Source organism: Burkholderia sp. MSMB1072 (assembly GCF_001524725.1).
GTDB lineage: Bacteria > Pseudomonadota > Gammaproteobacteria > Burkholderiales > Burkholderiaceae > Burkholderia.
In genome coordinates this window covers 90,826-109,276 of record NZ_LOYC01000056.1, presented here as the reverse complement: position 1 = coordinate 109,276, position 18,451 = coordinate 90,826, and the positions used below count along the sequence as shown (strand labels likewise).

The 18,451-nt window shown below is 69.3% G+C and carries 15 protein-coding genes; 5 read left to right on the top strand and 10 right to left on the bottom strand.

The window, feature by feature from the left end; all coding sequences use genetic code 11:
• Window positions 1–16: 16 nt before the first annotated feature.
• On the bottom strand, window positions 17–1,117 hold the full coding sequence (locus WS89_RS25315; RefSeq protein WP_059794219.1) for an enolase C-terminal domain-like protein: 1,101 nt from the start codon (window positions 1,115–1,117) through the stop codon (window positions 17–19).
• Between the two features lie 131 nt (window positions 1,118–1,248).
• Here WS89_RS25315 and WS89_RS25310 point away from each other — a divergent pair, with 131 nt between their 5' ends.
• Window positions 1,249–3,093: a thiamine pyrophosphate-requiring protein gene (locus tag WS89_RS25310; protein ID WP_059794217.1), complete on the top strand. Its 1,845-nt coding sequence runs from the start codon at window positions 1,249–1,251 to the stop codon at window positions 3,091–3,093.
• A 25-nt stretch (window positions 3,094–3,118) separates the two neighbouring features.
• Here the strand turns inward: WS89_RS25310 and WS89_RS25305 are convergent, their stop codons facing one another.
• Together WS89_RS25305 and WS89_RS25300 are read right to left on the bottom strand one after the other, a co-directional pair.
• On the bottom strand, window positions 3,119–4,897 hold the full coding sequence (locus WS89_RS25305) for a glycoside hydrolase family 15 protein (RefSeq protein WP_059794216.1): 1,779 nt from the start codon (window positions 4,895–4,897) through the stop codon (window positions 3,119–3,121).
• Between the two features lie 5 nt (window positions 4,898–4,902).
• Window positions 4,903–5,886: an SDR family oxidoreductase gene (locus WS89_RS25300; protein ID WP_059794214.1), complete on the bottom strand. Its 984-nt coding sequence runs from the start codon at window positions 5,884–5,886 to the stop codon at window positions 4,903–4,905.
• 313 nt (window positions 5,887–6,199) lie between these two features.
• Between WS89_RS25300 and coxB the strand changes: the two genes are divergently transcribed.
• From coxB to WS89_RS25280, 4 genes are read left to right on the top strand one after another with little or no spacing between them, the layout of a single operon-like run.
• The gene (coxB, locus tag WS89_RS25295; RefSeq protein WP_059794212.1) at window positions 6,200–7,255 is read left to right on the top strand and encodes a cytochrome c oxidase subunit II; all 1,056 of its coding nucleotides are present in this window, start codon (window positions 6,200–6,202) and stop codon (window positions 7,253–7,255) included.
• A gap of 13 nt (window positions 7,256–7,268) precedes the next feature.
• Complete coding sequence (gene ctaD / locus WS89_RS25290) at window positions 7,269–9,908, top strand: cytochrome c oxidase subunit I (protein WP_059794601.1); 2,640 nt, start codon at window positions 7,269–7,271, stop codon at window positions 9,906–9,908.
• A complete protein-coding gene (locus tag WS89_RS25285; RefSeq protein ID WP_059499302.1) occupies window positions 9,905–10,306 on the top strand; it encodes a hypothetical protein in 402 nt (133 codons plus the stop codon). The genes ctaD and WS89_RS25285 overlap by 4 nt, the downstream gene beginning before the upstream one ends.
• On the top strand, window positions 10,297–11,868 hold the full coding sequence (locus tag WS89_RS25280) for a c-type cytochrome (protein ID WP_059794210.1): 1,572 nt from the start codon (window positions 10,297–10,299) through the stop codon (window positions 11,866–11,868). Before WS89_RS25285 ends, WS89_RS25280 begins: the two co-directional genes overlap by 10 nt.
• 101 nt (window positions 11,869–11,969) lie before the next feature.
• Here WS89_RS25280 and WS89_RS25275 read toward each other — a convergent pair whose 3' ends face one another.
• The 7 genes from WS89_RS25275 to WS89_RS25245 all read right to left on the bottom strand — a co-directional run bounded on the left by WS89_RS25275 (window position 11,970) and on the right by WS89_RS25245 (window position 18,401).
• On the bottom strand, window positions 11,970–12,368 hold the full coding sequence (locus WS89_RS25275; protein WP_059794208.1) for a RidA family protein: 399 nt from the start codon (window positions 12,366–12,368) through the stop codon (window positions 11,970–11,972).
• A 107-nt stretch (window positions 12,369–12,475) separates the two neighbouring features.
• A complete protein-coding gene (benD, locus tag WS89_RS25270) occupies window positions 12,476–13,252 on the bottom strand; it encodes a benzoate diol dehydrogenase BenD (protein WP_059794205.1) in 777 nt (258 codons plus the stop codon).
• The gene (gene benC, locus WS89_RS25265) at window positions 13,249–14,271 is read right to left on the bottom strand and encodes a benzoate 1,2-dioxygenase electron transfer component BenC (protein ID WP_059794204.1); all 1,023 of its coding nucleotides are present in this window, start codon (window positions 14,269–14,271) and stop codon (window positions 13,249–13,251) included. The genes benD and benC overlap by 4 nt, the downstream gene beginning before the upstream one ends.
• Window positions 14,272–14,310: 39 nt before the next feature.
• Window positions 14,311–14,799 carry a benzoate 1,2-dioxygenase small subunit gene (benB, locus tag WS89_RS25260; protein WP_059499297.1) on the bottom strand — a complete coding sequence of 163 codons (489 nt, stop codon included), beginning with the start codon at window positions 14,797–14,799 and terminating at the stop codon, window positions 14,311–14,313.
• A complete protein-coding gene (locus WS89_RS25255; protein WP_059794598.1) occupies window positions 14,796–16,154 on the bottom strand; it encodes a Rieske 2Fe-2S domain-containing protein in 1,359 nt (452 codons plus the stop codon). Before WS89_RS25255 ends, benB begins: the two co-directional genes overlap by 4 nt.
• 117 nt (window positions 16,155–16,271) lie before the next feature.
• Window positions 16,272–17,213, bottom strand: coding sequence for a catechol 1,2-dioxygenase (gene catA, locus WS89_RS25250; protein ID WP_059794202.1), 942 nt, complete (start codon window positions 17,211–17,213; stop codon window positions 16,272–16,274).
• A 51-nt stretch (window positions 17,214–17,264) separates the two neighbouring features.
• Window positions 17,265–18,401 (bottom strand): muconate/chloromuconate family cycloisomerase, encoded by a 1,137-nt coding sequence (locus WS89_RS25245; RefSeq protein ID WP_059794200.1) that lies wholly within the window; start codon window positions 18,399–18,401, stop codon window positions 17,265–17,267.
• Between the last annotated feature and the right edge of the window lie 50 nt (window positions 18,402–18,451).

The window sequence follows — 18,451 nt, the reverse complement described above, 5'->3', positions numbered from 1 at the left end:
TTCCTCCTCGTCGGGGTTAAAGCGCGAAATCCAGCAGATCGGCGGTGCGCAATTCGAGGCCGAGCCCGGCGCGCGTCGCGTCGATTTCCAGTGCGCCGTCGACGAGCATCGGCGCGCCGTCGAACAGCATCCGCTCGATGCGGACGTGATCGTGAAACCATTCGACGTGGCGCAGGCGCGGCGCCGCGCAGCCGATGTGCCGATGCAGCGCGGGCGCGCAATGCGCGGACAGGTCGACGTGGTGCGCATCGGCGAGCGCGGCGGCCGCGAGAAAACCGCTGACGCCGCCGCAGCGCGTCGCGTCGGCCTGCAGCACGTCGACCGCACGGCCTTCCAGCAAGCGCCGGAAATCGTCGGGCGTATACGCGTACTCGCCTGCCGCGACGTCCACCCGCGCGCCGACGTGCTCGCGCACGAATCGCAACCCGGCGACGTCGTCGCTGCTGACGGGCTCCTCGAACCAGCGTATGTCGCAATCGGCGGCCGCCTGCGCGAACGCGAGCGCCGTGCGCGGCGCGTACGCGCCGTTCGCATCGACGAACAGGTCGACGTCACGCCCGAGCGCATCGCGCGCCGCGTGCACGCGCGCCGGATCGCGCGCGTCCTCCACGCCGATCTTGATCTTGCACGCGCGCACGTGCTCGGCGCGCCATCCGTCGAGTTGCGCGGCGAGCGTCGGCGCATCGTAAGTCGTGAACCCGCCGCTGCCGTACACCGGCACGCGTTCGCGCAGGCGGCCCAGCAGCAGCGCGAGCGGCACGTCGGCGAGTTTCGCCTTCGCATCCCACAGCGCGGCATCGAGCGCCGATATCGCGGTCGCCGCGATCCCGCTGCGGCCGAGGTTGCGCACCGCGCGCCACAGCGCGTCGACGGCGGCCGGGATGTCCACCGCCGGCCGGTGGCGCAATACGCCGGCCAGCAGCGACGTCACGAGTGGCACGGCGCTCGCGTCCGTGTACGTATAGCCAAGCCCCGTCACAGGCCCCGCGTCGATCTCGACGACGACGACCGTCGTCGCGGTCCATGCATAGGTGCCGTCGGCTTCGGGCCGGTCGGTCGGCACGCGATACGCGCGAGCGCGCACGTCGTCGATCGCCGGCGCGGCGGAAAGGGCCATCGTTGCGCTCCGGTCAACTTGCTTTTTGCTTGCGGACCACGCGTGCAACCGCTGTGCCCGACGCGCGCGGCGCGGCACGTGCCTTGCGCCGCTGCCTCGCATCGGCTCATCCCGAACCAAGGAGAAACGGCATGGCGACAGTGGCGGATTTCATCGTCGAGCGGCTGTACGAGTGGGGTGTGCGCCGCATCTACGGCTACCCGGGCGACGGCATCAACGGCTTTTTCGGCGCGCTGAATCGCGCCGCCGGCAAGATCGAATTCATCCAGGCGCGCCACGAGGAGATGGCGGCCTTCATGGCGTCCGCGCATGCAAAATTTACAGGCGAGCTCGGCGTATGCGTCGCGACGTCGGGCCCCGGCGCCGCCCACCTCGTGACCGGCCTGTACGACGCGCGGCTCGACCACATGCCGGTGCTCGCGATCGTCGGCCAGCAGGCGCGCGCGTCGCTCGGCGGCCACTATCAGCAGGAAGTGGATCTTCCGGCGCTTTACAAGGACGTTGCGGGCGCATTCGTTCAGCTTGCGACGGTGCCGGGCCAGGTGCGCCATCTGGTCGACCGCGCGGTGCGCACGGCGCTCGGCGCGCGCACGGTCACCGCGCTCGTGCTGCCGAACGACCTGCAGGAGCTCGACTACGCGCCGCCGAAACGCGCGCACGGCACCGTGCATTCGGGGGTCGGCTATACGGCGCCGAAAGTCGTGCCGTATGCGGACGACCTGCGGCGCGCGGCCGACGTGCTCAACGCAGGGTCGAAAGTCGCGCTGCTGGTCGGCGCCGGCGCGCTGCACGCGACCGACGAGGTCATCGCGGTGGCCGACCGGCTCGGCGCGGGCGCCGCGAAAGCGCTGCTCGGCAAGGCCGCGCTGCCGGACGACCTGCCTTGGGTCACCGGCTCGATCGGGCTGCTCGGCACCAAGCCGAGCTACGAGCTGATGACCGAATGCGACACGCTGCTGGTCGTCGGCTCCGGTTTTCCGTATTCGGAATTCCTGCCGAAGGAGGGCCAGGCGCGCGGCGTGCAGATCGACCTGAAGGCCGACATGCTGAGCCTGCGCTACCCGATGGAAGTCAATCTGGTCGGCGACAGCGCCGAGACGCTGCGCGCGCTGCTGCCGCTCTTGAACGAGCGTCGCGATACCGCGTGGCGCGACCGGATCGCGAAATGGAACCACGACTGGCACGAGACGCTCGCGGCCCGCGCGGCCGCGAAAGCCAGCGCGGGGCGTGGCGTCAATCCGCAGCGCGCGTTTACCGAGCTGTCGCCGCGCCTGCCCGACGACGTGATCCTGACGAGCGATTCGGGCTCCTGCGCAAACTGGTATGCACGCGATCTGACGATGCGGCGCGGAATGATGGGCTCGCTGTCCGGCGGGCTCGCGTCGATGGGCGCCGCGGTGCCCTATGCGATCGCCGCGAAATTCGCGTATCCGGTGCGCCCGGTGATCGCGATGGTCGGCGACGGCGCGATGCAGATGAACAACATGGCCGAGTTGATCACGGTCGCCAAATACTGGCGCCAGTGGCCCGACCCGCGCTGGATCTGCATGGTGCTGAACAACGAGGACCTGAACCAGGTCACGTGGGAGCAGCGCGTGATGGAGGGCGACCCGAAATTCGACGCGTCGCAGCAGATCCCGAACGTGCCGTACTACCGCTTCGCGACGCTGCTCGGCCTCAAGGGCATCTACGTCGACGATCCGGAGCAACTCGGCGCCGCGTGGGACGAGGCGCTCGCGTCCGACCGGCCGGTCGTGCTCGAAGTGAAGAGCGACCCCGAGGTGCCGCCGCTGCCGCCGCACGTGACGCTGCAGCAGGCGAAGCATTTCGCCGAAATGCTGGTGAAGGGCGACGCGCGCGAAGCCAACGTGATCGTCGAGACCGCACGGCAGGTGCTGTCGGCCGTGCTGCCCGGCAACGGCGAACACAGCGACAAGGCCGGCAAGGGCAGCAAGGAAGGGAAAGGCGAATCGTAAGCCCGGCAAGCGCGGAACGGCGCGACTAGTCGATGTCGACGTCGTCCCGCCCGTCGCCGTGCAGCGCGAGCGCCGCATTCACGAGCCCGACCTGCGCGAGCGTGAACGGAAAATTCCCGCACATGCGCCGCGCGTTCACGTCGTACTCCTCGGACAGCAGCCCGACGTCGTTGCGCAAGCCGAGCAGCCGCTCGAACAGCGCGTGCGCGTCGTCGTCGCGCCGCTGCATCCGGTACACCTGCACGAGCCAGAAGCCGGCCGCGAGAAACGCGCCTTCGTCGCCTTCGCAGCCGTCCGCGAAACGCGGCGGGCGATAGCGGAACGGCAAGCCGTCGTCGGCCAGCTCGCGCTCGATCGCGGCGACCGTCTCGACCACGCGCGGGTCGGACGCGTCGAGCATCCCCGTGAGCGGAATCAGCAGCAGGCTGACGTCGATGCCATCGCCGTCGAAACGGTCGACGAAGCGGCCGAGCTGCGCGTGGTAGCCGCGCTCGAGCACCTCCGCGCGCACCGCGTCGGCCCAGCGGCGCCACACGTCGAGCGGCGCGTGGTGGCCGAACGCGCGCGCGGAGCGGTACGCGCTTTCGACCGCGGCCCACACCATCACCTTCGACGACGTGAACGGGTGCCGGCCGCTGCGCACCTCCCAGATACCTTCGTCCGGCTCGCGCCAGATCGTCGCGAGATGCTCGAGCAGGCGCCGCTCGAGCGTCCACGCGTCGTCGTCGGGCGGCAGCCCGTGCCGGCGCGCCTGATACAGCGCGCCGAGCACCTCGCCGTACACGTCGAGCTGCAACTGGTCGGCCGCCGCGTTGCCGAAGCGCACCGGCTGCGCGCCTTCGTAACCGGCCAGATGCGCGGCCTCCCACTCGGCCGCGCGCCGGCCGCCGTCGGCCGCATACAGCACCTGCAGCTGCGACGGATGATCGGCGATCGCCCGCACGAGCCAGTCGCGCCAGCGCGCGGCTTCGTCGCGATAGCCGCAGCGCACCAGCGCGCGCAGCGTGAAGCTCGCATCGCGCAGCCAGCAGAACCGGTAGTCCCAGTTGCGCGCGCCGCCGAAGCGCTCGGGCAACGAACTGGTCGGCGCCGCGACGATGCCGCCGGTGCGCAGGCTCGACAGCAGCTTGACCGTGATCAGCGCGCGTTCGACCGCGTCGCGATACGGGCCGTCGGCCGCGTTGCAATCCGACCAGACGCGCCAGAATGCCTGCGTGTCGCGCAGCGACGCATACGCATCGGGCACGGCCGGCGCCGGGTCGAACGAACGCGCGTAACTGATGCAGAAATCCGTCCGCTCGCCCGCCGAGATCCGGCGTGTGCCGACGAGCCGGTCGCGCTGCACGTCGAGCCGCGCATCCGTGTCGAGCCACATCGCATCGCCGCCCGTCATCATCCGCCAGCGCCGGCCGAAACGTCGGCACCACGGCAGCGCGCTGCCATAGTCGAAGCGCACGCCGAGATCGACGTCGATGTCGACCGTCCCACGCTCGCCGCACACGCTGCGGATCAGGCACGGATCGCGCGCGTTCCAGCTCATCCAGTCGGTGATCACGATGCAGCCGGACGGCGTATCGAACGTCGTCTCGAGTATCGCGGTGCCCGGCAGATAGCGACGCGTCACGCGCGCATCCGGGTCGCTCGGCGCGATCCGGAACCGGCCGTTGTCAGGCGTACCGACGAGCGCGGCGAAGCACGGCGGCGAATCGAAGTCCGGCCAGCACAGCCAGTCGATGCTGCCGTCGCGGGCGACGAGCGCCGCGCTGCGACCGTCGCCGACGAGCGCGTAATCCTCGATCCGCATCGCCCTCACCGGTTCCACTTGCGCGCGACGGCGAGCGCGGTCGCGAGCACGGCGAGCACCGCGCCGAACGCGAGCGCACGCGATGCGCCGAGCCCGGCCTCGACGCCCGTGCGGCACGCTTCGTCGGTGAACGCGCCGCGCGTCGCATGCCCGCCGGGCACGGTCGCCCACAGGTTCGACGGGCGCGGCCCGGCCGGCGCGGCGCGCTGCTGGCCGCGCACCGCCGTTCGTGCGAGATAGCGATCGAAGCAACCGGGCGCGATACCGTTCGCGACGATCGCGGCGAGCGACGGCCAGCCGACCCAGCGCTCGCGGCACGGATGCCGCGCGGCGTGCACGATCGCGTCGGCCGCCACCTCCGGCGCATAGACCGGCGCAACCGGACGCGGCGCGTGCGGCAGCACGGATTCGGCCCAGTCGAACTGCGGCGTGTCGATCGCGGGCAATTGCACCATCGTCAAGCGCACACGGCTGTGCGCATGCAGCAGTTCGCAGCGCAGCGCGTCGGTAAAGCCGCGGATCGCGTGTTTCGCGCCGCAGTACGGCGTTTGCAGCGGAATCGACCGATACGCGAGCGCCGAGCCGACCTGCACGATCGTGCCGCGGTTGCGCGGCGCCATACGCGCAAGCGCGGCCCGCGTGCCGTACACGCAGCCGAGGTAGGTCACGGCCGTCACGCGCGCATAGTCTTCCGGCGAGATTGCGTCGAACGGCGCGAACACGGTGACCATCGCATTGTTGACCCACACGTCGAGCGGCCCGAGCTCGTGTTCGATCCGCTCGGCGGCCGCGTCGAGCGCGGCCGCATCGCTGACGTCGACGGCGATCGGCAGCGCCCGGACGCCGTACGCACGCACCTCGCACGCGGTGTCGTGCAGTGCGCCCGGGTCGCGAGCGAGCAGCGCGACGTTCGCGCCGCGCCGCGCGAACGCGTGGGCGGTCGCACGGCCGACGCCGGCGCTCGCGCCGGTGATCGCCACGGTCTTCACGGTCGGTTCCTCCCGTTTTTCGATTTTTTTCGATGAGGGCCGGCATGCCGACGAAGCTTTTGCGCCGCTGCGTGCCGGAACGCGATCGGCGCAGCAAACGACATGCCGCGGACGATGTGGACCCATGCGGACCGTACCGTGCCGGCGCGCGCCGTGAACGGCCACCCGATTTACAAACCGGCTGTAACGCACCGGCGCGTTGCGTGCGCCATTCCGCCTCGCCGCGGCCGCAAGCGTGCGAGCCGCGTACGCACGAAACTTGCTCGGCCGCGAACGGCTTTCGTCATGCCGCCGCCATCGGCAAGGAGTCGCGTTGCTCGTTCCGCTGTTCAGAAAAACGCGTCATATCGCATGCATCGCACCGTTCGCGTGGGCGGTCGCGCCGCTCGTCGCGCGTGCGGCCGCCGAGCCTGCGGAGTCCGGCAATCCGGCCGCGCCGCTGCCGCTCGCCTACGTCATGCACGCGGCCGGCCCCGCCGCGCAGCCGGTCTTCGTGCTCGGCTGGGCGCTGCTCTCGCTGTGCCTATTCGTCTGCGTCGCGATCGCCGTGCTGCTGCTGATCGCGCTGTTTCGCCGTCGCGCGCGGGCGGGCGGCGGCCATGGCAGCGGGCTGACGATCGTGACCGTGGGCTCCGCGATCTCGATCCTGCTGCTGTTCGGCGCGCTCGTCTACATGCTGCGCGTGCTCGGCGCGATCGCGACACCGCCGCGCCCGCCCGCACTGACGATCGCGGTGACCGCGTACGACTGGTGGTGGGCCGTTCGTTATCCGGACGATGCCGGCGGCCCGGCCTTCGTCACCGCGAACGAAATCCATATTCCGGTGGGCGAGCCGATCGCGATCGAACTGAAAAGCGCCGACGTGATTCATGCGTTCTGGGTGCCGCAACTCGCCGGCAAGACCCAGACGATTCCCGGCCAGACCAATCGCCAATGGCTGCAGGCCGACCGGCCGGGCGTCTATCGCGGGCAGTGCTCGCAATACTGCGGCGCGCAGCACGCACACATGGCGTTCGAAGTGGTGGCCGAGCCGCCGGCCGCATTTCGTGCGTGGCTCGCCGCGCAGCGCCAACCGGCCCAGGCGCCCGCGGCCGGCGCCGAACGCCGCGGCCAACGCGTGTTCGCCGCGCGCTGCGCGGGCTGCCACGCGGTGCGCGGCACCGACGCAACGGGCGACGCGGGCCCCGATCTCACGCACGTCGGCACGCGCCGGCTGCTCGCGGCCGGCACGCTCGACAACACGCCCGACAACCTGCGCCGCTGGATCGCGCATGCGCAGCAGATCAAGCCGCAATCGCTGATGCCGTCGATCGCGCTCGCGCCGCGCGACGCCGACGATCTCGCCGCGTATCTCGCGACGCTGCACTGAACCGAGGATGCCGATGGCCATTGCCCGCGACACGCCCACCCCGCTCAGCCGCGTACCCGATCTCGGCGAAGCGCCGCCCGGTTCCGCGCACGAGCGCGCGCTGGCCGAGCAATGGGAGTCCGAACCCGGCTGGCGCGGCTGGCTCGGCACCGTCGATCACAAGCGCATCGGGTTGCGCTACATCGTCACCGCGTTCGCTTTCCTGCTGCTGGGCGGCGTCGAGGCGCTCGTGATGCGCATCCAGCTCGCGCGGCCGAACGCGACGCTGCTCACGCCCGCGCAATACGATTCGCTGTTCACGATGCACGGCGTCACGATGATCTTCCTGTACGCGTTGCCGGTACTGTCCGGCTTCGCGAACTACTTGTGGCCGCTGATGCTCGGCTCGCGCGACATGGCGTTTCCGCGGCTCAACGCGTTCTCGTACTGGGCGTTCCTGTTCGCCGGACTGTTCCTGTATGCGAGCTTTCCGCTCGGTGCGGTGCCGGACGGCGGCTGGTTCAACTACGTGCCGCTCACGTCGCTCGACTACAGCGCCGGTGCGAACATCGACATCTATGCGCTCGGGATGATCCTGCTCGGCATCTCGACGACGGGCGGCGCCGCGAACTTCGTCGTCACGCTGCTGCGGATGCGCGCGCACGGCATGTCGATCGACCGGCTGCCGATCATCGTGTGGGGCACGCTGACCGCGTCGGTCGCGAACCTGGTCGCGGTGCCGTCGGTGAGTCTCGCGTTCCTGCTGCTGTGGCTCGACCGCAATGCCGGCACGCACTTCTTCGACGTCGCGCACGGCGGCCGGCCGCTGTTGTGGCAGCACCTGTTCTGGATGTTCGCGCATCCGTGGGTCTACGTGGTCGTGCTGCCGGCGATGGGGATCGTGTCCGACGCGCTGCCGACCTTCTGCCGGCGGCCGCTCGTCGCATACGAGGCCGTCGCGGTATCGACCGTCGCGACGATGCTGATCGGCTTCGAAGTGTGGGTCCACCACATGTTCGCGACGGGCATCGCACCGCTCGCGCTCGCGTTCTTCGGCGCCGCGAGCATGCTGATCTCGATTCCGAGCGCGGTCGCGGTGTTCGCGTGGATCGCGACGATCTGGACCGGCCGCCCCGTGTTCCGCACGCCGTTCCTGTATTTCGCGGGCTTCGTGCTGATGTTCGTGATCGGCGGCGTGTCGGGCGTGATGACCGCGGCCGTGCCGCTCGACTGGCAGCTCACCGATACGTACTTCGTCGTCGCACACCTGCATTACGTGCTGCTCGGCATCAACGTGTTTCCGGTGCTCGGCGGCGTCACGTACTGGTTCCCGAAGTTCACCGGGCGAATGATGAACGAGCGGTTCGGACGCTGGACCTTCTGGGTCGTGCTGGTCGGCTTCAATCTCGGCTTCTTTCCGATGCACGTGTCCGGGCTGCTCGGGATGCCGCGCCGCATCTATACCTATCCGTCCGGGATGGGCTGGGACACGTCGAACCTGCTGACGACGATCGGCTCGTTCGTGTTCGGGATCGGCATCGCGATGTTCGTCGTCAATGCGCTGGTGAGCGCGCGGCGCGGCGCGCGCGCCGGCGACAACCCTTGGGGTGGGGCCGGCCTCGAATGGTCCGTCGCGTCGCCGACGCCGGTGTACAACTTCGCGGTGCTGCCGCTCGTCGCGTCGCGGCATCCGCTGTGGGAAACGCGCGACGATCCGGCGCGCACCAGCCTGCGGGTCGGCTACCGGCTCGCGGACGGGCGCGAGGCGCTCGCGGTCACGCCGCTCGCCGCGGCACCCAGCGCGATCCTGAAGATGCCCGAAGACAGTTGCGTGCCGTTCGTGCTCGCGCTGCTGGCGACCGCCGTGTTCGCGGCGATGCTCGCGCGCTCGCCGACCCTCGTCTGCGCGGCCGTCGCCGGTTGCGCGATCGCCACTGCCGCGTGGCTGTGGCCGCGCCGCACGCTCGGGCAGCGCGCGCGCCTGCCGGCCCGCGCCGACACGCAGGCGCCCGCCGCGGCCGCCGGGTCGCATCCGGACGAGCCGCCGTCGGCGACGGCGCCGGCCGGCGCCCCGGCCGCGTGCATCGAGCCGCTGCCGGTCGGCAGTTGCGGCGAGCGCGCAGGCGGCTGGTGGGGCGTGCTCACGCTGATCGTGACGGAGGCCGGGCTGTTCGGCTACCTGCTGTTCTGCTACTTCTACCTGCAGTCGCAATGGTCCGCGCCGTGGCCGCCCGAAGGAATGCCGAAGATCGGGCTCGCGGCCGCCAACACGGTCGTGCTGCTGTCGAGCAGCGTGTTCGTGTGGCTCGCGGAACGCGCGGTGCGCGCCGACCGGCAAGTGCGCGCGGTCGCGATGCTCGTCGTCGCGCTGGTGCTCGGCGCCGCGTTCGCGCTGGTCCAGTGGCACGAATGGCGCGACCATCCGTACGGCCCGACCGCGCATCTGTACGGCAGCCTCTATTTCACGATCACCGGCTTCCACCTCGCGCACGTCGTGGCCGGCCTCGCGATCCTTGCGCTGCTCGCCGGGTGGACGGCCGCCGGTTTCTTCGGCCGCGAGCGACGCGTCGCGCTGACGGTCGGCGGGCTCTACTGGCACTTCGTCGACATCGTGTGGCTGTTCATCTTCACCGCGCTGTACGTATCGCCATTCTGGCTGAGGAGTACCGGATGAACGACGCACGCCGCGCGTGGACACCGCTGCTCGCGATCGCGGCCGGCCTGGTCGGCGCGCCCGCGCTCTGGTTCGCGCAGATGCTCGTGTCGGAGACGCTCGCGTCCACCGCGTGCTATCCGCTCGGCGTCGCACAGGCCGCGCCGCGCTGGGCGCACGTCGGCGTGTGGCTCGCGCTGATCGCCGCGGGCGCGTTCGCGCTGGCCGCGGCCTGCGCAACGTGGCTCGCGCGCGCGTGGCGGCACCGGCGCGATGCCGATGCGCCCGTCGCGACGCGCGACGACAGTACGCGCTTTCTCGCGCGCTGCGGGATGCTCGCCGCGCTCGGCTTCGTGATCGGTCTGGTGTTTACGGGGATCGTCACCGCTTTCGTGGGGCCTTGCAGCCCATGGCGCTGATCTCGTTCGCTCCGTGCTTCGTGCCGGGCCGCCGCGCGGGCGCCGCGGTAGCGGTCGCGATATGCGTCGCGCTCGGCGGATGCGACATGCAGCGCGACGACAACGCGGCCGCTGCGGACACGGCCGGCGCAGCGTCGGCGGCGCAAGCGCCCGAGCCAGCATCGGGCTGGCGGTTCGTGCGGATTCGCACGTCGGCGGCCGATGCCGGCGCGTCGATGTCCGCTCGCGCGCGAGACGACCCACGCCTTTCCCGGTCGCGGGCGGCGGATTCCGGCGCATCTGGCGCGGCCGCCCATCCTCCGCATGCCGCTTCCGCTTCGACCGCCCGCCGCCCGACGATCGCCGCGGCTGCCGCGAGCGCCGACGCCGCGACGCTCGCGCGCGGCCGCTACCTCGCGCTCGCCGGCGATTGCGCCGCATGCCACGACGCGGCCGACCATACGCCGTACGCGGGCGGTCAGCCGGTGAATTCGCCGTTCGGGCCGATCTATGCGCCGAACATCACGCCGGACCCGACGCACGGAATCGGCCACTACACGCTGCGCCAGTTCGACGATGCGTTGCGGCGCGGCGTGCGTGCGGACGGCAGCCGGCTGTATCCGGCGATGCCCTACCCGTCGCTCGCGCACCTGAGCGACGACGACGTGCGCGCGTTGTATGCGTATTTCATGCGCGGCGTCGCGCCTTCGCCGAACGCGGCGAAGCTCACGCAGTTGCCGTTTCCGTTCAACCAGCGCTGGGCGCTCGGGCTGTGGAGTCTCGCATTCGCGAACCGCGACCGGTTCGCGCCGCAGCCGTCTCGATCGGCGGAATGGAATCGCGGCGCCTATCTCGTGCAGGGGCTCGGCCATTGCGGCGCCTGCCATACGCCGCGCGGGCCGGCCTACAACGAACGCGGCTACGACGAGCGCAGCCCCGCGTTCCTCACCGGCGGCATCAACGATCACTGGTTCGCGCCGAACCTGACCGGCGCGGACCCGGACGGTCTCGGCCGCTGGTCGGCCGACGACATCGCCGCATTCCTGCGCAGCGGCCATGCGGCGCGCGGTGCGGTGTTCGGCGCGATGGCGCCGGTCGTCGGCGAAAGCACCGCGTTGCTGACGGATGCCGACCGCCATGCGATCGCGGTGTACCTGAAGTCGTTGCCGGCGCAACCGACTGCCGCGACGAATCCGGTGGGGGTCGGCGTGCCGCGGCTGACGGTGGCCGGCCCTCGTCCGGAAAGCGGCCAGCAGGCGCCGGGGGCCGGCGTGTATGCGGGGTTCTGTGCGCGTTGCCACGGTGCCGAAGGCAAAGGCGTCCCCGATCGCGGGCCGGCGCTCGCGGGCAGTTCGATCGTGCTCGCGGCCGATCCGACCAGCACGATCCGGATCGTGGTCGAAGGCGCGCGGCCCGCGCCCGGGAAGACGGGGCCGGTGCAGCGGATGCCGGCGATGCGCGGCGCGCTGACGAGCGGCGAGATCGCCGCGGTGGTCAGCTACGTGCGCGGTGCGTGGGGAAATCGGGCCGCGCCGGTGTCGGAGCGGGATGTGAAGCGGTTGCGGGGGGCGATTCACAAGTAGGGTGTCGGTTTCGTCGCCAAGCAGCAGCCGGCTGCGTCACCTGTCGACATCACCACCCCTCACGCCGGAGGACGCAAAGTAGCGTTCGGCGACGAACCGAATCAGCGTGCCAGCACCGCCACCGCCTTGATCTCGACGATATAGCCGGGCGAGCCGCCGAGCATGTGCGCGCCGGTCGCGGTCCACGCCGGCCGCGGATGCGCATGGAAATAGCGGTCGCGTACCTGCATGAACAGCGGCAGGTCGCGCATGTCGGTGTGAAACGTCGTGAGATCGACCACATCGTCGAACGATGCGCCGGCCGCCTCCAGCACTTGCCGCAGGTTCTCGAACGCCTGCACGATCTGGGCTTCGCGGCCCTCGATCAACTGCATCGCCGCGTCGCGGCCGATCTGGCCGGATACGTAAACGGTATCGCCGACCTTGATCGCCGGCGCATAGCCGATTTTTTCGTACACGGCTTCCATGCCGGCCGGGATGATCGCTTCTCGGTTGCTCATGAATGTCTCCGTGGCCGGGCTCGCCGGCCGGTTATGTGACGGCCGTCGTCGCGCGCCCTGCCGCGGCACATGCCCCCGTGAGGCAAGCAGCTCGGCAGGCGCGCCCTTCAACCCGTATCCCCGCCCGCGACCGGCAGCACCGTACCCGTGATGTAGCTCGCCTCGTCCGACGCGAGGAACAGGATCGGCGCGATCTGCTCGTCGAGGCTGCCGTAGCGCTTGAAGTACGTCGATTCGGTCACCTGCCGCACGGCCTCGGCCATCCACGCCTGTTCCTGCTCGGTGTCGCCGGCCGCATTGCGCGGCACGCGGCGCGGCGGCGCGTTGGTCCCCCCGGGCGCGGTGGCGACGACGCGGATGCCGTGTTCCGCGTATTCCATCGCGAGCGCCGACGTCAACGCGTTCACGCCGCCCTTCGCCGCCGAGTACGGCACGCGGCGAATGCCACGCGTCGCGTTCGACGAGACGTTGACGATCGTGCCGCCGCCGCGCGCGATCAGATGCGGCAGCACCGCATGGCACGCATAGAGCGTCGGCATCAGCGAACGGCGGATTTCCGCGTCGATCTGTGCCGGCTCGAACTCGGCGAACGGCCGCATGCGGATCGCGCCGCCGACGCCGTTGATCAGGATGTCGATGCCGCCGAAGGCCTGCACCGCGCACGCCATCGCCGCATGCGCGCCGTCGTACGTCTCGAGATCCGCGACGAAGCCGGCCGTATTGCCGCCCGGCGCCTGCGCGGCCACCTCGGCCACGAAATCCGCGCGATCGACGAACAGCACCTTGCCGCCCTCGGCCGCCGCGCGCAGCGCGACACCGCGACCGATGCCCTGCGCCGCGCCGGTGACGACGACGACCTTGCCGGAGAATCGTTGCATGGTCATGCCGCCTTTGCCGTGACGTTGGGGGTGAACTTCTCGTAGTGGAAGCTGTGCGGCTTCACGCCTGCGTCGTCGAAATACTGGCGCACCGCATCGACCATCGGAGGCGGCCCGCACAGATACACGTCGACGTCGCCGTCGTTCAGCGCGTCGGCCGGGATGTGCTGCGTGACCCAGCCCTTGCGCGGATGGCTCGACGCGGCGTCCGCGACGACCGTCGCGAAGCTGAAGTTCGGCAGCTTCGCCGCCACCGCCTCGATCGCGTCGACCAGCACGAGATCGAGATCGCGCGTGACGCCGTACACCAGATGCACCTTCTGCTGCGACCCGCTGCGCGCGAGCACGTCGAGCATCGACAGGAACGGCGCGAGGCCCGTGCCGCCGGCGAGGAACAGCAGCGGCCGCTGTACGTCGCGCAGATAGAAGCTGCCGAGCGGCCCGTGCAGTTCGAGCGTGTCGCCCGGCCGCGCCGATTCGAGCCACGTGCTCATCACGCCGCCGGGAATCTTCTTGATCAGGAAGCCCACCTTCGCGTCGCCCGGCGCGGACGAGAACGAATACGAGCGGTGCTGGCCGCTGCCCGGCACGCCGATGTTCACGTACTGGCCCGGGAGGAACACCGACGCGCTCGCGCCGACATCGAGTTCGAGCACGACGGCCGCATCGTTGTGCTGCTCGACCTTCGCGACCGTCGCGGCAAAGCTGCTCTGCCCGGTCTTGCAGGCGACCGACGACGTCGGCACCGCGATCACGCAATCGCTTTGCGGCACCATCTGGCACGTCAGCACGAGGCCGCCGTCCTTCTCGTCCTCGGTGAGCGCGTCGTCGATGTAATCGTCGCCGAGATCGTAGCGGCCGCTTTCGGCGCGGCACTTGCAGGTGCCGCACACGCCGTCGGAGCAATCCATCGGCAGGTTGATCTTCGCGCGAAAGGCCGCGTCGAGCACTTTCTCGCCAGCCTTGCAGTCGATGAAGCGGGTGACCCCGTCCTCGAAATTCAGTGCAATCTTGTAGGTGGACATGACGTCGCCTCCCTTTCCTTCCTGTCGAAACGATCGGCGTCAGACGTGGTACACGTCGAGCACCTGCCGGATGTAGTCGTTCTTCAGCACGATCTTCTTGTGCGAGATCAGCAGCGCGTCGCCCACCTTGCGCAACGTGACGAACATCGTGCCGAAGAAGTGATCGGTCACGCGGTAACGGTGGTTCAGCGTGTGAAAGTTGTAGCGCACGTCCACCTCGCCATCGCGCTCGGCCAGCACCTCGACGTTCGTCACGTTGTGGCTGGTGCGCGGCTCGGGTGTCGATGCGCCGCTGCGCTCGGTCTTGATCCGGAACACGCGATCCTCGAGGCCGCCGCGGTCCGCGTAGTACATCAGCGAGATCTGGCTGGTCGGATCGTCGGTCGGGCGATCGTCGTCGTCCCACGCGGGCATCCAGTACGTGACGTCCTCGGCGTAGCAGGTCAGCCATTCGTCCCACGCGCGATCGTCGAGCAGGCGCGCTTCGCGATACAGCGCCGCGCAAATCGTCCGGTAATCGAAGCTCATGCCGCCACCTCCCCGCGTTCCTTCTTCAGCGCATCGCGCATCACGTTCACCCAGTGTTCGTGCTGGCACACGAACAACCCTTCGTCCTCGCTGCGCTCGCCGGAAATACGCGGGTTCAGCCCCATCCTTCTCGCGTTCTCGTCCGGCCCGTCGATCCACAGCGGCGCGCCGCGCGACAGGTCGTTCCACATCGCCGTGATGCCCGCATAGCCGGCCTGGCACGCGCGGAACTCCTCGAGATCGTCGGCCGTGCCCATGCCGGTCACGTTGAAGAAATCCTCGTACTGGCGAATCCGCGTCGTGCGATCCGCTTCACTCTCGCCCTTCGGCGCGAAGCAGAAGATCGTGACCTCGGTCCTGTCGACGCCGAGCGGCCGCACCACGCGAATCTGCGTGCTGAACTGGTCCATCAGGAACACGTTCGGGTACACGCACAGGTTGCGCGTCTGGTTCACGATGAAATCGGCCCGCACGTCGCCGACGCGCGCACGGATTTCGTCGCGGTGCCGGTACACGGGCCGCACTTCCGGGTTCATCGTCCGGGTCCACAGCAGGATGTGGCCGTGGTCGAAGCCGTACACGCCCGCGACCGACTTGCTCCAGCTGTTCGCATCGACAGCCTTGGTGCCGTCTTCCTTGCGACGGCCCATCGTCGCCGCATAGTTCCAGTGCACGGTGCTGACGTGATAGCCGTCGCAGCCGTTCTCCATCTGCATCTTCCAGTTGCCTTCGTAGATGTAGGACGAGTTGCCGCGCAGCACTTCGAGCCCGTTCGGCGCCTGGTCGACGATCTGGTCGATGATCACGCGCGCTTCGCCGAGGTAATCTTCGAGCGGCAACACGTCCGCGTTGAGGCTGCCGAACAGGAAGCCGCGATAGTTCGCGAAGCGCGCGACCTGCTTCAGGTCGTGCGAGCCGTGCGTGTTGAACTGCACCGGATACTCGGTCGTCTTCTCGTCCTTCACCTTCAGCAACTTGCCGGTGTTCGAGAAGGTCCAGCCATGGAACGGGCACGTGAAGCTGCCCTTGTTGCCGTGCTTGCGGCGGCACAGCATCGCGCCCTTGTGCGCACACGCATTGATGACCGCGTGCAGATCGCCGGTCTTGTCGCGCGTGATGACGATCGGCTGGCGGCCGATCCACGTCGTGTAGTAATCGTTGTTGTCCGGAATCTGGCTTTCGTGCGCCAGATACACCCAGTTGCCCTCGAAGATGTGCTTCATCTCGAGCTCGTACAGTTCCGCGTTCGTGAAGATGTCGCGGCGGCAGCGGAAAATGCCGGCCTCCTTGTCATCCTGCACGGCGGTTTCGAGCAGGTGATCCAGTGTGTCGGTGTGGTCGATCGTGACGGACATGATGGCTCCTTCCATGCGCGTGCCGCGTCCTGCAAGCACGCTCGCATCGGTATCGGTTGAATCTCGGGGGACCGGCCGGCAGCGGCGGCGCACGCGCGCCGCCCGAGCCGCCGGCGGTTATGCCGCGGCGGAAGCGCGCGGGCGTTCGACGATCTGGTTGTCCCGGCCCTGCACCAGCGGCGTCAACACGAAGTTGAACTCGATGTCCTGGTACGCATCGGCTTTCATGCCGAGCGCCGTGCCGCCGGTCCTGGCGACCACGGGCGGAATCAGCTCCTCGCGCGTCGCATACGCGAAGTCGTCCCAGATCAGCGGATCGCCGTCGATGTTGAACTGCGTCGTCAGCTTGCGGTGACCGGGACCGTCGACGAAGAAGTGCACGTGCGCCGGGCGGTTGCCGTGGCGGCCGAGACGGTCGAGCAGTTGCTGCGTCGCGCCCTGCGGCGGGCAACCGTAGCCGACCGGCATCAGCGTGCGGAATTCGTATTTGCCGTCCGCACCCGTCCTCACCGCGCCGCGCAGGTTGAAATCGCTCTGCGCACCCGTCGGGTCGAAGTGCGAGTAGAAGCCATGCGAGTTCGCGTGCCAGCACTCGACGAGCGCGCCGGCCACCGGCTTGCCGTCGAGGCCCGTGACCGTGCCGTGGATCACGAGGGGGCCTGCGCCGTCGTCGGCATCGAGGTCGATCTTCGCGACGCCTTCGCGCACCGGTGCGCCGGCCACGTACAGCGGCCCTTCGATCGTGCGCGGCGTGCCGCCGCTCAGCCCGATCGCTTCATCCTCGGCGTCCATCCGGATGTCGAGATATTTCTCGAGACCGAGGCCGGCCGCGAGCAGCGCTGCTTCGCCATCCTGACCAAGCTTGTTCAGATAGTTCACGCCGGCCCAGACTTCGTCCGGCGTGATGTCGAGATCGTCGATCGCCTTGAACAGGTCGCCGAGCAGGCGCAGCACGATCTGCTGCGTGCGCGCGTCGCCCTTCGTGCCGTTCGCGCCCGCGTTCGACGCGGCCTTCAGCAGGTCCTGCACTTCCCTGGTATCGAAAACTTTGACGCTCATGATGCTGTCTCCACGTGTATTTGGGGGAATGACGGTCTTTGCCTGACCCGATTACCGCACGACTTTCGTCAGCCCGTCGCGGGTGAAGCGCCTGACCTTGTCCTCGTCGAGCGCGATGCCGAGACCGGGGCCGTCCGGCACGGTCAGTTCGAAGTCGCTGTAATCCAGCGGCTGCGTCAGGATTTCTTCGGTGATCAGCAACGGCCCGAACAGCTCGGTGCCCCACTGCAGGTTCGCGACACTCGCGAACAGGTGCGCGGACGCCACCGTGCCGAACGCACCTTCGAGCATCGTGCCGCCGTACAGCTCGATGCCAGCCGCGTCCGCGATCGCGGCCACGCGCTGCGCGGCGAAGAGGCCGCCGCTCTGTTCGATCTTGATCGCGAACACGTCCGCGCCGTGATGCTTCGCGATGTCGAATGCGCTGTCGGGGCCTTGCAGGATTTCATCCGCCATCAGCGCGACGGGGAAGCGGCGCATCAGGCGCGCCAGCGCCGCCGCGGACGCCACCGGCTGCTCGACCAGCTCGCAGCCCGCATCGGCGAGCGCCGGAATCGCGCGGGCGGCCTGCGTTTCGCTCCACGCCATGTTCACGTCGACGCGCACCGACGCGCGATCGCCGAGCGCCTTCTTGATCTCGGCGACGTGGCGGATATCCGTTTCCGGCGCTTTCGCGCCGATCTTCAGCTTGAATACGTTGTGGCGGCGCAGGTCGAGCATCCGTTCTGCTTCGGCGATGTCGGTGGCCGTGTCGCCCGACGCGAGCGTCCACGCGACCGGCAGGCGATCGCGGCGACGGCCGCCGAGCAATTCGCTGACCGGCACGCCGAGCCGCTTGCCGTGCGCGTCGAGCAGCGCGGTTTCGAGCGCGCTCTTCGCGAAGTGATTGACCTTCGCGAGCTTGCCGACGAACGCCATCAGCGTCTGGACGCGCGTGGCGTCCTTGCCGACGATCGCCGGTGCGAGGTACGCGTCGATCGCGAGCTTCATCGCTTCCGGGCTTTCCGGGCCGTAGGCCATCCCGGCGATCGTCGTGCCTTCGCCGATACCGATCGCGCCGTCGCTGCAGAACACCTTCACGAGCATCAGCGTCTGGCCGTGCATCGTAGCCACCGACAGCTTGTGTGGACGGATCGTCGGCAGATCGACGAGGCGGGTTTCGATGCGTTCGATGGTGGCGGAGGACATGGGGCTCGCTGCGTGGGGGGAGTTCATGGGACGGATTTATACGCGGCGGG